Origin of the sequence: Caballeronia calidae, assembly GCF_900044055.2 — a bacterium.
Taxonomy (GTDB): domain Bacteria; phylum Pseudomonadota; class Gammaproteobacteria; order Burkholderiales; family Burkholderiaceae; genus Caballeronia; species Caballeronia calidae.
Window position 1 is genome coordinate 114,741 of sequence record NZ_FCOX02000013.1, and the last position, 13,702, is coordinate 128,442.

Genomic DNA, 13,702 nt, shown 5'->3' on the forward strand with positions numbered 1-13,702 from the left:
ACGGCCAGCTTCGATAGCTGGCCGTTTCTTCATCGCACTTACCGGTCAGTTGAGTGCCGCGCTCAGCTTGCGCCGCCATTGCGATACGAGATCCGGCTGATTCGCGGCGAGGTCGAAGACGGAAAGCATCGTCTTGCGGCCGACATCGTCCATGAACGCACGGTCGCGCACGACGATCGCAAGCAGATGCTCCAGCGCGCCCGCATAATCGCGCCCCGCGATCAATCGATTGGCGAGCGCGAAGCGCGCGTCGAGATCGTCGGGGTTCGCGTTCACCGCGCCGATCAGATCATCGGCGGGCGGCAGGTCCGCTGCGGCATCGGCGGCGTCCAGCTCCGTCTTCAACGCGTTGTAGCGCGCGTCGATGCCCTGCGTCGTCTTCGGCGAAAGCAGCTTGTCTTCTTCCTTCGCCTCGTCCATGCGGCGCTCCGCGATCAACCACTCGATCAGATCGAGGCGCGCGTCGTCATAGCCGGGATCGAGCGCGAGCGCGGCCTTGATCGTGTCGATCGCCTGTTTGCGGTGGCCCGCGGCCCACGCGTTCTGCGCGGCTTGCCGCTCGGCATCGGCGCCAGCGGGCACGAGGCGATCCAGAAATTCGCGCAACTGGCCTTCCGGCAGCACGCCGACGAACTGATCGACGGGCCGGCCATCCGCGAATGCGATGACGTGCGGAATGCTGCGTACCTGGAAATGCGCGGCGAGCTCCTGATTCTCGTCGACGTTCACTTTCACGAGCCTCCACTTGCCAGCCGCTTCGTCTTCGAGCTTTTCGAGCATCGGGCCGAGCGTCTTGCAGGGGCCGCACCAGGGCGCCCAGAAATCGACCAGAACGGGCGCGAGCATCGACGCGTTGATGACGTCGTTCTCGAAGGTGGCGAGGGTCGTATCCATGCGTTTTCTCCTAATGCTTGTGGTCTATCTCGACCAGATAGGGACGATCCGCGCAACTCTCAAGCGCGGACGCACGCTTCATGCCTCGGGCGTGCGATTCTCGCGGCGCGGCGGCGGCAGCGGAATGAATTCCGTCTCGCCGGGCACGTGTCCCATGCGTTGCTCGCTCCATGCGGTCTTCGCGGCATCGATCTTCTCGCGCGAGCTCGACACGAAGTTCCATTCGATGAAGCGCGGGCCGTCGAGCGGCGCGCCGCCGAGCAGCATCGCGACGGCCCCGTTCGCGCTTTGCAGCTTCACGTCGGCGCCCGGCGTGAGGACGGCCATCTGCTGCTCGGGCAAGGGCTCGCCGTCGATGGTCAGATCGCCGCTCACGAGATAGACGCCGCGTTGCTCGTGCTCCGTGTCGAGCGTGATCCCGCTGCCGGCCGCGAACTGCGCGGCGACGTAGAGGGTCGGCGAGAACGTGCGCGTCGGTGCCTTGGCGCCGAATGCCGTGCCCGCGATCACGCGCAAGGTCACGCCGTCGCGCTCGATCTGCGGCAAGGCGGCTGCCGCGTGATGCTCGAACGCCGGCTCGATGTCCTCGCTCGCCACCGGCAGCGCGACCCACGTCTGGATGCCGTGCATCGCCTGGCCGGAGGCGCGCTCTTCATCGGGCGTGCGCTCCGAATGGACGATGCCGCGGCCGGCGGTCATCCAGTTGACGTCGCCGGGAACGATCTTCTGCACCGAGCCGACGCTGTCGCGATGCATGATCGCGCCTTCGAACAGATACGTGACCGTCGCGAGCCCGATATGCGGATGCGGGCGCACGTCGAGTCCCTTGCCGGGCACGAGCGTTGCGGGACCGATGTGGTCGAAAAAAATGAAGGGTCCGACGGTGCGCGCCGCGAGTGCGGGTAACACCCGCCGCACCATGAGTCCGCCGACGTCATGTTGGTGAGGCTTGAGGAGGTCGCGGATCGTCGAGGGCATGGCGGGTTCCGTAGGGAAGATCGGCGCCGGAATGGCGCGCGTGGATCCGTCGATTCTACCGGCCGATGCCGTGCGCCGCAGACCTCCCGCCGCCCCGGCCCTCGTTTTTTACGTCGCCGCGCGAATTGGGATGCGCGGCGCTCCGCACAACCTTCGCAACCTTGATAGGAGTTTGAAAATGAGCAAGAACAAGCTGTTGATCGCCATCACCGCCGGCCTTTTCACCGCCACCGCCGCGACGGGCGCGTTCGCGCAAACTTCGTCGGGCAACTCGTCGGCGGCGATGGGCAACGATACTGCCGCGGCGACCTCGGACAATTCAGCCGGCACCACGACGACCAAGAAGCACAAGACGCACAAGCATACGGCGCATCCTTCCGCGGGCAAGAAGACGCCGGACGTGGAAACGGGCAACAACCCGGCGGCCGAATCGGGACAGAGCAAGTAAGCGCGGCGGTTTTCCGGCAAGACGCGCTCGCGTCGTTGGAACGGCGCGGGCGTTTTTTTGCGTCGGGCTTCATGCGGCGCATTCGTGCGGCACAGCATTTGACAAGCCTGCCGCACCGCCCTCCGCTACACTTTCCGACTCGCCAACAACGTGCATGAGAAGGGGAAGGGCGATGTCGCCAAAGGACTTGCTGATCGCAACCGTGGTCATCTTCGCGTGGGGCGTGAATTTCGTCGTCATCAAGCTGGGGCTGCATGGCGTCCCGCCGATGCTGCTCGGCGCGCTGCGCTTCGCGCTCGCCGCGCTGCCGGCCATTTTCGTGAAGCGCCCGCAAATCCCGATGCGCTGGCTCTTCGCCTACGGCCTCACCATTTCGCTCGGGCAGTTCGCGCTGCTCTTCTACGGCATGTATGTCGGCATGCCGGCCGGTCTTGCGTCGCTCGTGCTGCAGGCGCAGGCGTTCTTCACGCTCGTCTTCGCGTCGATGATCCTCGGCGAGCGCATTCGCGCGGCGAATGTCGCCGGGCTCGTGATCGCGGCGGCGGGACTCGCGCTGATCGGCGTGCGCGGCGGCCAGGCAATGACCATCACCGGTTTTCTCTTCACGCTCGCGGCCTCCGCGATGTGGGCGCTCGGCAATGTCGTCACGAAGCGCATGGGCAAGGTGGATCTGCTTTCGCTCGTCGTCTGGGGCAGCCTGATTCCGCCGCTGCCGTTCCTCGCGCTGTCGCTGATCTTCGAAGGCCCGGCGCGCATCCAAGCGAGTCTCGCCAATATTCCGCTCGTGTCGGTGTTCGCGATTCTCTATCTCTCGTTCGTCGCGACGATCGTCGGCTACAGCTTGTGGGGGAAGTTGCTCGCGCGCTATCCGGCGGGGAGCGTCGCGCCGTTTTCGCTGCTCGTCCCGGTGATCGGGCTCGCGTCGGCGGCGGCGTTTCTCCGCGAGGGACTGAGCGCCGCGCAGGTGGCGGGCGCGGCGCTCGTGATGGCGGGACTCGTGGTCAACGTGTTCGGCGGACGGCTCGTGCGGCATATTCTGCCGACGACGCGCTGAAACGTTCCCGTCCGCTTTCTTACGTCATGCGGCTCTTCGCGAGCGGCGGGTTCGCCGCGAAGTAGCGCTTGATGCCCTTCATGATCGCGTTGGCCATCTTGTCGCGATAGGCGTCGTCGTTCAGGCGCGCTTCCTCTTCCGGGTTGCTGATGAACGCGGTCTCGACCAGGATCGACGGAATGTCCGGCGCCTTCAGCACGGCGAAGCCCGCCTGCTCGACCGAACCCTTGTGCAGCTTGTTGATGCCGCCGATCTCGTTCAGCACGAAGCTGCCGTAGCGCATCGAATCGCGGATCTGAGCGGTCGTCGACATGTCGAAGAGCGCGCGATTCACGCTCGCGTCCTGCGACTTCACGTTGATGCCGCCGACCTGATCCGACGAGTTCTCCTTGGCCGCCATCCAGCGCGCGGCCGCGCTCGACGCGCCATGCTCCGACAGCGCGAACACCGACGAGCCGCGCGCGTCGGGCGAGGTGAACGCATCCGCGTGAATCGACACGAACAGGTCTGCCGAGACGCGCTGCGCCTTCTGCACGCGCACGTTGAGCGGCACGAAGAAGTCGGCGTCGCGCGTCATCATCGCGCGCATGTTGGGCTGGGCGTCGATCTTCGCGCGCAGCTTCTTCGCGATGTCGAGCGCGACGTGCTTCTCGTACGTGCCCTGGCCGCCGATCGCGCCGGGATCCTCGCCGCCGTGACCCGGATCGATCGCGACGGTGAGCAGGCGCGTCGTGCCGGCCTGCTTGGGCGTGGAGAAGGTGTACTGGTCGTCGTCGTCCTTCTTCACGATGACCGGCGGCGCGGGCGGGACGTGCGGCTTCGCGGCGGGCTTCGCAACGGGTGCGGACGGCGCTGACGGTGCCACTTGGACCGGCGCATCGTTCTGCGCGTACTTCTGGAAGAACTCGTCGGTGGAATCGGACGTCGTCGGCTTTTGCGCGGTCGTCGGTCCGGAGAGCGTCGCGGGTGGCGGCGCGGACGGATTCGGATTCGCGCGATCGAGCGCTTCCTGCTTGCGCTCGGTCTGCGCGAGCAGCTCCATCAGCGGATCGGGCGCGACGGCCGGATACAGATCGAACACGAGCCGGTACTTGTAGCTGCCGATGGGCCCGAGCGTGAACACCTGCGGCTTCACCGAGCCTTTCAGGTCGAACACCATGCGCACGACGTGCGGCTGATATTGCCCGATGCGTACCGACTGAATCTGCGGATCGTTCGGCGCGATCTTCGAGACGAGATCGCGCAGCGCCTGATCGAGGTCGATGCCGGAGAGATCGACGACGAGCCGGTCCGGTCCCTGCAGCGTCTGGTTGCTGTTCTGAAGCGGCTGATCCGATTCGATCGTCACGCGCGTGTAATCGCGTGCGGGCCATACGCGCACCCCGAGCACGCTGGCCGCATGCGCGAGCTTCGGCCCGGCGAGCGCGAGCACGAGCGTCGAAGCGCCGGCGCGAAGCACCTGGCGGCGGCGCCAGTTGTGCGGCGCGGTGGCGCTCGCTTCAATCGACGCAAATGGCTTGATCAACATCTTTCGAGACATGACTTTCCTGTTTCGCTGAACGCCCGCGCGGTCAGGACGCGGCCTTCTTCTTCGTTCGAATCGCCCGGCGAGCCGTGCTCGTTCGGCAGCGATAGCTGGAACACGAGGTCGGGCACGCCGAGCAGGCCGCCCGCCTGTTGCGGCCACTCGACGAGGCACACCGCGCCCGCATCGAAGTATTCGCGGAAGCCGGCATCGGCCCATTCGGCCGGATCGGCGAAGCGATAGAGATCGAAGTGGTAAACGTCGAGCGGACCGCTTTCGATGACGAGCGAGTACGGCTCGACGAGTGTGTAAGTCGGGCTCTTCACGCGGCCTTCGTGGCCGAGCGCGCGCAGCGTGGCGCGCACGAGCGTGGTCTTGCCCGCGCCGAGATCTCCGATCAACTGGACTTGCAGACCGTGAAATCGTTCAGATGAAGTGTGTTTCCGGGTTGCGTCGATGGCAAGCGCGAAGCGATTTCCGAAGGCGAGCGTCGCGGCTTCGTCGCGCAGGTCGAAGCGGCGTTCGAGAAGCGCGGGGGGGGAGTCTTGCGTCGTTCGTGCGGGGCTTTCGGGCATTGCTCGTAAAATGTCGTGATGAACCGATTGCCGGAACATTCCGTTGAAATCACGACCGCGTCCAGCGACGCCGCCGCTGAGTCCGTCTCAGAGTCTCGCGTCATCGAACTCGATGAAAACGCGCTGGCGGAGCTCGCGCAACGCATCAAGGTGTGGGGGCGCGAGCTGGGGTTCGGTGCGGTCGGCATCAGCGATATCGACCTGACGGATGCCGAGAAAGGCCTGAATGACTGGCTCGAAGCAGGCTATCACGGCGAAATGGATTATATGGCGAAACATGGGATGAAACGCGCAAGACCGGCCGAGCTTGTGGCCGGAACGCGACGCGTCATCACCGCGCGCATGGCCTATCTGCCCGCAGCGACGCTCGCGAAAAAGGGCGATGAAAGTGTCGCGACAGCCGATGGTCAGAAGAACGACTGGCGCGCGATCGAATGGAAGCGGCTCGCGAAGCCGGAGCAGGCGACGGTATCCATCTACGCGCGCGGCCGCGATTATCACAAGGTCATGCGCAATCGTCTGCAGCAATTGGCCGAGCGCATCGAAAAGGCAATCGGGCCGTTCGGGCATCGCGCATTCACGGATTCCGCGCCCGTTCTCGAAGTCGCGCTCGCGCAGAAGGCGGGCAACGGCTGGCGCGGCAAGCACACCTTGCTGCTCGACCGCGACGCCGGTTCGCTCTTCTTCCTCGGCGAAATATTCGTCGATGTGCCCCTGCCCGTCGATCCGTATCCCGAGCACGAAGGCGCGCATTGCGGGCAGTGCACGCGCTGCATCGGCGCGTGTCCGACGGGAGCGATCGTCGCGCCGTATCGGGTCGATGCGCGGCGCTGCATCTCGTATCTGACGATCGAACTGCACGGCAGCATTCCCGAGGACATGCGTCCGCTGATCGGCAATCGTGTGTACGGCTGCGACGATTGCCAGCTCGTCTGTCCGTGGAACAAGTTCGCGCAGGCCGCGCCCGTCGCGGATTTCGACGTGCGGCACGGGCTCGATCGCGCGACGCTCGTCGAGCTGTTCGCGTGGAGCGCAGAGGATTTCGACACGCGCATGCAGGGCAGCGCGATCCGCCGCATCGGCCACGAGCGATGGCTGCGCAATATCGCGGTCGCGATGGGCAATGCGTTGCGTTCTGCTGAGCTGGATGCGAGCGAACGCGAGGTGATCGTCGAAGCCTTGGAAGCGCGCGCAGGCGACGCGTCCGCGCTGGTTCGCGAGCACGTGCAATGGGCGCTCGCGCAACGGAGTCAGACATGAACGCATTCGATGCCGTCATCGACGCGCCGTTCGGCAAGGTCGGCATTCGCACCGACGCGCAGTCCGTGCGCGAGATCGTGTACTTGCCCGGCGATACGCCGGACATCGAGCCGGAGAATGCGCTGGCGATAGAGGCCGCCGCGCAGATCCGCGAATACTTCGAAACGCCGTCGATGCGCTTCGATCTGCCGCTCGCGATCCGCGGCACGGCGTTTCAGCAGCGCGTGTGGCAGGGTATCAGCGGCATCGCGCCGGGAAGTGTGTGGACCTACGGCCAGCTCGCACGCGAGATCGGCAGCGTGCCGCGCGCGGTGGGACAGGCGTGCGGCTCCAATCCGCTGCCGATCGTGATACCGTGCCACCGGGTAGTGGCATCGGGCGGGATCGGCGGCTTCGCGCATCATCCCGGCGAGGGTTTTTATCGCAACGTGAAGCGCTGGCTGCTGGCGCACGAAGGTGTATCGATCGCATGACGAGCGCAACGACCGAACAAATAGAAACGCCGGGGCTCGCCGCGAGCCAGGACTCCATCGATCTCTTTTGCGACGCGCTCTGGCTTGAGCACGGGCTCGCGAAGAATTCCCTCGAAGCGTACCGGCGCGACCTGAAGCTCTTCGCGGAATGGCTGGGCAAGACGCGCGGCGCGCCGCTCGACGCCGCCGGCGAAGCCGACATGAACGGCTACATGGCCGCGCGCCGCGGCGACAAGGCGACCTCCGCGAACCGGCGCCTGTCGGTGTTTCGACGCTACTACGCGTGGGCCCTGCGCGAGCACCGCACGACCGCCGACCCGACGCTCAAGCTGCGCTCCGCGAAGCAGCCGCCGCGCTTTCCGTCGACGCTCAACGAGGCGCAAGTCGAAGCGCTGCTCGGCGCGCCCGATATCGAAACGCCGCTCGGCCTGCGCGACCGCACGATGCTCGAGCTGATGTACGCGAGCGGCCTGCGCGTGACCGAGCTCGTCACGCTGAAGACAGTCGAGCTCGGCCTGAACGAAGGCGTCGTGCGCGTGATGGGCAAGGGCTCGAAAGAACGCCTGATTCCGTTCGGCGAGACGGCGCACGACTGGCTCGAACGCTATCTGCGCAACTCGCGCCCGGCGCTGCTCGGCCCGCGCTCCGCCGATGCGCTCTTCGTCACCGCGCGCGGCGAAGGCATGACGCGCCAGCAGTTCTGGAACATCATCAAGCGCCACGCGATGAACGGCGGCGTGCACGCACCGCTTTCGCCGCATACGCTGCGCCACGCGTTCGCGACACATCTGCTCAATCACGGCGCCGACCTGCGCGTCGTGCAACTGCTGCTCGGACACTCGGACATCTCGACGACGCAGATCTACACGCACGTCGCGCGCGAGCGCCTTCACAAGCTGCATCGCGAGCATCATCCGCGCGGCTAGCGCTTCGGCTTTTTCGCGCCGCGCACCAATCAGCACGCGATGTTGCGAACGATCGTGCCACCGCGGCGCGCCCTTGAACACTCGGCCGAATGGCCGATGGTGAGGCGCAGGGCGCGCCGCTACAATGCGTCCATGTCGAAAATCAAACACGTGTCCGAAACGCCCGCGACGCAGTTCCTGCGCCGCCACAAGGTCGAGTTCGGCGAGCATCCCTACGATTACGTCGAGCACGGCGGCACGGAGGAGTCCGCGCGGCAGCTCGGCGTGGACGAGCACAGCGTCGTCAAAACGCTGGTGATGGAAGACGAGTACGCGAAGCCGCTCATCGTTCTCATGCACGGCGACCGCACCGTGTCGACGAAAAACCTCGCGCGGCAGACGGGCGCGAAGCGCATCGAGCCGTGCAAGCCGGAAGTCGCGAACCGTCATTCGGGTTTTCTCGTGGGTGGAACGTCGCCGTTCGGCACGAAGAAGGCCATGCCGGTGTATGTCGAATCGAGCATTCTCGATCTCGACCTGATCTATCTGAACGGCGGGCGGCGCGGATATCTCGTGAGCTTGAAGCCCATGGTGCTGACCGAGCTGCTGAACGCAAAACCCGTGCAGTGCGCGAGCGTCGATTAGAATGCGTTCCGCTCTCGCTACAACTGAAAAAACACCATGATCTTTCTGATCGTCGCCGTCGTGTCCTATCTGATCGGCTCGATTTCATTCGCCGTCGTCGTGAGTCACGCGATGGGCCTCGCCGACCCGCGTTCGTACGGCTCGGGCAATCCCGGCGCAACCAACGTGCTGCGCACCGGCAACAAGAAGGCCGCGATCCTCACGCTCATCGGCGACGCGTTCAAGGGCTGGCTGCCCGTGTGGATCGTCGTGCAATACGGTGCGAGCTTCGGCTGGGATCAGGCCGGCGTCAACACGGCCACGGCGCTCGCGGCGATTGCCGTGTTCCTCGGGCATCTGTATCCGGTGTTCTTCAAGTTCCAGGGCGGCAAGGGCGTCGCGACGGCGGCGGGCGTGCTGCTCGCGATCCATCCGGCGCTCGGTCTCGCGACGCTGCTCACCTGGATCATCATCGCGTTCTTTTTCCGCTATTCGTCGCTGGCGGCGCTCGTCGCGGCCGTGTTCGCGCCGTTCTTCCAAGTGTTCCTGTTCGGGCCGAGCCGCATCTCGCTCGCCGTGCTGGCGATGAGCCTGCTGCTCATCTGGCGGCATCGCGCGAATATCTCGAAGCTGCTGGCAGGCAAGGAAAGCCGCATCGGCGAGAAGAAGAAGGCGGTCGAATAATGCAAAAAGCCGTTCCGGCGCCAACCGGAACGGCTTTTCAGCATTTGAGGCGACGATGAATCAGTCGCGGAAGTTGTTGAAGTCGAGCGGCGTATCGGTGACTTCCTTCTTCAGTAGCGCGATGGCGCTCTGCAGATCGTCACGCTTCGCGCCCTGCACGCGCACCGCGTCGCCCTGAATGCTCGCCTGCACCTTGATCTTGCTGTCCTTCACGATCTTGACGATCTTCTTCGCCAGATCGCCCGAGACGCCTTTCTTCACCGTAACGGCCTGCTTCAGCTTGTCGCCGCCGATTTTCTCCTGCTTGCCGTAGTCGAGAAAGCGCACGTCGACGCCGCGCTTGGCCATCTTGTTCAGCAGAACGTCCTTTACCTGGCCGAGCTTGAAATCGTCGTCGGCGTAGAGCGTGAGTTCGCGCTCCTTCTGCTCGACGCGTGAATCCGAACCCTTGAAGTCGAAGCGCGTGGAAATTTCCTTGTTCGATTGTTCGATCGCGTTCTTCACTTCGATCATGTTTGCTTCGCTGACGACGTCAAACGATGGCATCTGTCTTTCTCCTTCATTGAGGCGAGCGCGCCTCGGACGCGGCTCGCGCAATCGCTATAATCACGGACCTGACGTCATTCTACCGACGCGGTTCCTTCATGTCGCTTCAGCTTCTCACTGATTTCTCGCTGCTTTCCCACAACACGTTCGGTTTCGACGTGCGTGCGCGTCACGCCATGCACATCGATTCCATCGATGCGGCCGTCGCGCTCGCATCCGATTCGCGCATCGCGAACATGCCGCAGCTCGTGCTCGGCGGCGGCAGCAATATCGTGCTGACGCGCGATTTCGACGGCGTCGCGCTGATCGTCGGCATTACGGGCAGGCGCGTGATCGGCGAGACTGGCGACGCGTGGCTCGTCGAGGCCGGCGCGGGCGAGAACTGGCACGATTTCGTCGCCTGGACGCTCGCACACGGCATGCCGGGGCTCGAGAATCTCGCGCTGATTCCGGGCACGGTCGGCGCGGCGCCGATCCAGAACATCGGCGCATACGGGCTCGAAATGGGCGAGCGCTTCGAGCGCCTGAGCGCGGTCGAGCTCGCGACCGGCGAACGCGTGGAATTCGATCGCGCCGCATGCGCGTTCGGTTATCGCGACAGCTTTTTCAAGCGGGCAGGGCGCGGGCGCTTCATGATCACGTCGGTGGTGTTCCGGCTGCCGAAGGCGTGGACGCCGCGCGCCGAATACGCCGATGTCGCGCGCGCGCTCGATGGCGCCGCCAAACCCGACGCGCAGGCGATTTTCGACGCCGTCGTCGCCGTGCGGCGCGCCAAGCTCCCCGACTGGACCGCGCTCGGCAACGCGGGCAGCTTCTTCAAGAATCCGGTCGTGGGCGCGCAGGCGTTCGAAACGTTGAAAGCGCGCGAACCCGGCGTCGTGTCATATCCGCAGGCGGACGGGCAAGTGAAGCTCGCGGCGGGCTGGCTCATCGACCGATGCGGCTGGAAAGGGCGCGGCATCGGCGGCGCGGCGGTGCACGACCGGCAGGCGCTCGTGCTCGTCAATCGCGGCGGCGCAACGGGCGCGCAGGTGATCGAACTGGCCGAGGCCATCAAGCGCGACGTGCTCGCGCGCTTTGACGTCGAACTGGAGATGGAGCCGGTTTGCCTCTGAGTTGATCGCGAACGCAGGCCGCAAAAAACAAAACCCGCCAAACCGAAGTCCGGCGGGTTTTTTTGCGCCCGCAGCGGGAATCAAAAGCGGGGATTACGATCCGCGCGTGCGGCGTGCGTTCTCCGCGATACGCATGCGCAGCGCGTTGAGCTTGATGAAGCCGCCGGCGTCGGCCTGGTTGTAGGCGCCGCCGTCGTCGTCGAAGGTCGCGATGGTCTTGTCGAACAGCGTTTCCTTCGAATCGCGCGCGACGACCGACACGCTGCCCTTGTACAGCTTCAGGCGCACCCAGCCGTTGACCTTTTCCTGCGTGTGGTCGATCAGCACTTGCAGCGCGCGGCGCTCCGGACTCCACCAGTAGCCGTTGTAGATCAGCGACGCGTAACGCGCCATCAGATCGTCCTTCAGGTGCGCCACTTCGCGATCGAGCGTGATCGACTCGATGCCGCGATGTGCCTTCAGCATGATCGTGCCGCCCGGCGTTTCATAGCAGCCGCGCGACTTCATACCGACATAGCGGTTCTCGACCAGATCCAGGCGGCCGATGCCGTGCTTGCCGCCGAGGCGGTTCAGCTCGGTCAGCATTTCAGCCGGCGACAGGCGCTTGCCGTTCAGCGCGACCGGGTCGCCGTGCTCATATTCGATATCGACGTATTCCGGCTGATCCGGCGCCGCTTCCGGCGACACGGTCCAGCGCCACATGTCGGCTTCGGCCTCGGCCTTCGGATCTTCCAGATGGCGGCCTTCGAACGAGATGTGCAGCAGGTTCGCGTCCATCGAGTAGGGCGCGCCGCCTTGCTTGTGCTTCATCTCGATCGGAATGCCGGCCTTCTCGGCGTACGCGAGCAGTTTTTCGCGCGAGAGCAGGTCCCATTCGCGCCACGGCGCGATCACCTTGATGCCCGGTTCGAGCGCGTAATAGCCGAGCTCGAAGCGCACCTGGTCGTTGCCCTTGCCGGTCGCGCCGTGCGAGACGGCCTGCGCGCCGGACGCGCGCGCGATCTCGATCTGGCGCTTCGCGATCAGCGGACGCGCGATCGACGTGCCCAGCAGATACTCGCCTTCGTAGATGGTGTTCGCGCGGAACATCGGGAACACGAAATCGCGGACGAACTCTTCACGCAGGTCTTCGATGAAGATGTTTTCCTGCTTGATGCCGAGCTGGAGCGCCTTCTTGCGCGCGGGCTCCAGTTCCTCGCCCTGGCCGATGTCGGCCGTGAAGGTGACGACTTCGGCGTCGTAGTTGTCCTGCAACCACTTCAGGATGACGGAGGTGTCGAGGCCGCCCGAATAGGCGAGCACGACTTTCTTGATGTCGCTCATGATGAACTCGTGTGCTGAAAAGCCGGTGCGGCGGTTGTGCGCCGCTTCGCGTCCGCCGGGCGCGCGACAGGCATTAAGTGCGCGGAAAAAAAAAGCACTATTTTGACATTAAAAAGCCGCGCTTCCGAAAATTTGGGATGCGCGGCTCGTGCACGACGCCGATTCGCTCGTATGCGCTCAGTGATTGAGCTTGCCGAGCAGGAGATACTCCATCAGCGCCTTCTGGACGTGCAGACGGTTCTCCGCCTCGTCCCAGACCACGCTCTGCGGACCGTCGATGACCTCGGCGCTCACTTCCTCGCCGCGATGCGCGGGCAGGCAGTGCATGAAATGCGCATCGGGATTGGCGCGCGCCATCATCTCAGCATCGACGCAATAGTCCGCGAACGCCTTCATGCGCGCTTCGTTCTCGGCCTCGAACCCCATGCTGGTCCAGACGTCCGTCGTGACGAGATCCGCGCCCGCGCAGGCCTCGTTCGGATCGTCGAATTCTTCGTAGAACGGCTTGCTTTCCTCCGAGACGAGCGCCGGATCGAGCTTGTACCCCAGCGGCGTCGACAGGCGCAGCTTGAAGCCGAGAATGTGCGCGGCCTCGATCCACGTGTAGAGCATGTTGTTCGCGTCGCCGACCCACGCGACGGTCTTGCCGTGAATCGGCCCGCGATGCTCGTAGAACGTGAAGATGTCCGCGAGCACCTGGCACGGGTGATATTCGTTCGTCAGCCCGTTGATGACCGGCACGCGCGAGCTATCCGCGAAGCGCCGGATGATGTCCTGGCCGAACGTGCGGATCATGATGATGTCGACCATGCGCGAGATGACCTGCGCCGAATCCTCGATCGGCTCACCGCGCCCGAGCTGCGTGTCGCGCGTGTTCATGAACACCGCGTGGCCACCGAGCTGGAAGATGCCCGCTTCGAAGGAGAGACGCGTGCGCGTCGAACTCTTCTCGAAGATCATCGCGAGCGTGCGGTCGTGCAGCGGATGATAGGTCTCGTAGTTCTTGAACTTGCGCTTCAGAATGCGCGCGCGTTCGAGCACGTACTCGTAGTCGTCGAGCGAAAAATCCTTGAACTGAAGATAGTGTCGAATTTTCTTGGAGGTCATGAAACGCAAGCGGCGGCTTCGAACCGGCGCGCCGCGCTGAAAGCGTCAGGGCCGGACGGCGCCGCCGTCGTGAGTGGTATCGCATTTGAGCATAAAGGATTTTGCGATGTTTGACGAGGCTGGCCAAAAGCACGATCGGGCGCGCGCAAGCCCGGCCGGCGGCTTCGGAGCGTCCCCGGTGGAGTCGCCCG

15 protein-coding genes are annotated in these 13,702 nt (G+C 64.7%); 8 read left to right on the forward strand and 7 right to left on the reverse strand.

Going from position 1 to position 13,702, the window contains the following annotated elements; all coding sequences use genetic code 11:
• Positions 1–45 precede the first annotated feature (45 nt).
• Both trxA and AWB78_RS14720 read right to left on the reverse strand, forming a co-directional pair.
• Positions 46–894, reverse strand: coding sequence for a thioredoxin (gene trxA / locus AWB78_RS14715; RefSeq protein ID WP_062605368.1), 849 nt, complete (start codon positions 892–894; stop codon positions 46–48).
• A 78-nt stretch (positions 895–972) separates the two neighbouring features.
• Positions 973–1,872, reverse strand: a complete 900-nt coding sequence (locus tag AWB78_RS14720) for a pirin family protein (RefSeq protein WP_062605370.1) — start codon at positions 1,870–1,872, stop codon at positions 973–975.
• Here AWB78_RS14720 and AWB78_RS48300 point away from each other — a divergent pair.
• Both AWB78_RS48300 and AWB78_RS14730 read left to right on the forward strand, forming a co-directional pair.
• Positions 1,871–2,320: a hypothetical protein gene (locus AWB78_RS48300; protein WP_232477705.1), complete on the forward strand. Its 450-nt coding sequence runs from the start codon at positions 1,871–1,873 to the stop codon at positions 2,318–2,320. The two genes, AWB78_RS14720 and AWB78_RS48300, sit on opposite strands and share 2 nt — an antisense overlap.
• Before the next feature lie 172 nt (positions 2,321–2,492).
• Positions 2,493–3,374 (forward strand): EamA family transporter, encoded by an 882-nt coding sequence (locus AWB78_RS14730; protein ID WP_062605374.1) that lies wholly within the window; start codon positions 2,493–2,495, stop codon positions 3,372–3,374.
• 19 nt (positions 3,375–3,393) lie between these two features.
• Here AWB78_RS14730 and AWB78_RS14735 read toward each other — a convergent pair whose 3' ends face one another.
• A complete protein-coding gene (locus tag AWB78_RS14735; RefSeq protein ID WP_062605376.1) occupies positions 3,394–4,914 on the reverse strand; it encodes an N-acetylmuramoyl-L-alanine amidase in 1,521 nt (506 codons plus the stop codon).
• Positions 4,896–5,474 (reverse strand): tRNA (adenosine(37)-N6)-threonylcarbamoyltransferase complex ATPase subunit type 1 TsaE, encoded by a 579-nt coding sequence (gene tsaE, locus AWB78_RS14740; RefSeq protein ID WP_062605377.1) that lies wholly within the window; start codon positions 5,472–5,474, stop codon positions 4,896–4,898. Before tsaE ends, AWB78_RS14735 begins: the two co-directional genes overlap by 19 nt.
• 18 nt (positions 5,475–5,492) lie before the next feature.
• Here tsaE and queG point away from each other — a divergent pair, with 18 nt between their 5' ends.
• The 5 genes from queG (at position 5,493) to plsY (ending at position 9,420) form a co-directional block, all read left to right on the forward strand.
• Positions 5,493–6,734, forward strand: coding sequence for a tRNA epoxyqueuosine(34) reductase QueG (queG, locus tag AWB78_RS14745; protein ID WP_062605379.1), 1,242 nt, complete (start codon positions 5,493–5,495; stop codon positions 6,732–6,734).
• Positions 6,731–7,207, forward strand: a complete 477-nt coding sequence (locus AWB78_RS14750) for a methylated-DNA--[protein]-cysteine S-methyltransferase (protein ID WP_062605381.1) — start codon at positions 6,731–6,733, stop codon at positions 7,205–7,207. Before queG ends, AWB78_RS14750 begins: the two co-directional genes overlap by 4 nt.
• Entirely contained in the window at positions 7,204–8,133 is a 930-nt protein-coding gene (xerD, locus tag AWB78_RS14755; protein WP_062605383.1) for a site-specific tyrosine recombinase XerD, read from the forward strand. Before AWB78_RS14750 ends, xerD begins: the two co-directional genes overlap by 4 nt.
• A 132-nt stretch (positions 8,134–8,265) precedes the next feature.
• Positions 8,266–8,757, forward strand: coding sequence for a Cys-tRNA(Pro) deacylase (ybaK, locus tag AWB78_RS14760; protein WP_062605475.1), 492 nt, complete (start codon positions 8,266–8,268; stop codon positions 8,755–8,757).
• Positions 8,758–8,793: 36 nt separating this feature from the next.
• Positions 8,794–9,420, forward strand: a complete 627-nt coding sequence (plsY, locus tag AWB78_RS14765; protein ID WP_062605385.1) for a glycerol-3-phosphate 1-O-acyltransferase PlsY — start codon at positions 8,794–8,796, stop codon at positions 9,418–9,420.
• A 60-nt stretch (positions 9,421–9,480) separates the two neighbouring features.
• On the opposite strand, the gene AWB78_RS14770 is transcribed toward plsY, so the two are convergent.
• On the reverse strand, positions 9,481–9,966 hold the full coding sequence (locus AWB78_RS14770) for a YajQ family cyclic di-GMP-binding protein (protein WP_062605387.1): 486 nt from the start codon (positions 9,964–9,966) through the stop codon (positions 9,481–9,483).
• 98 nt (positions 9,967–10,064) lie between these two features.
• Between AWB78_RS14770 and murB the strand changes: the two genes are divergently transcribed.
• Positions 10,065–11,081, forward strand: coding sequence for a UDP-N-acetylmuramate dehydrogenase (gene murB, locus AWB78_RS14775; protein WP_062605389.1), 1,017 nt, complete (start codon positions 10,065–10,067; stop codon positions 11,079–11,081).
• A gap of 93 nt (positions 11,082–11,174) precedes the next feature.
• Here the strand turns inward: murB and AWB78_RS14780 are convergent, their stop codons facing one another.
• On the reverse strand, positions 11,175–12,404 hold the full coding sequence (locus AWB78_RS14780; protein ID WP_062605391.1) for an argininosuccinate synthase: 1,230 nt from the start codon (positions 12,402–12,404) through the stop codon (positions 11,175–11,177).
• Positions 12,405–12,581: 177 nt separating this feature from the next.
• Complete coding sequence (gene argF, locus AWB78_RS14785) at positions 12,582–13,511, reverse strand: ornithine carbamoyltransferase (protein ID WP_062605392.1); 930 nt, start codon at positions 13,509–13,511, stop codon at positions 12,582–12,584.
• Positions 13,512–13,702 lie beyond the last annotated feature (191 nt).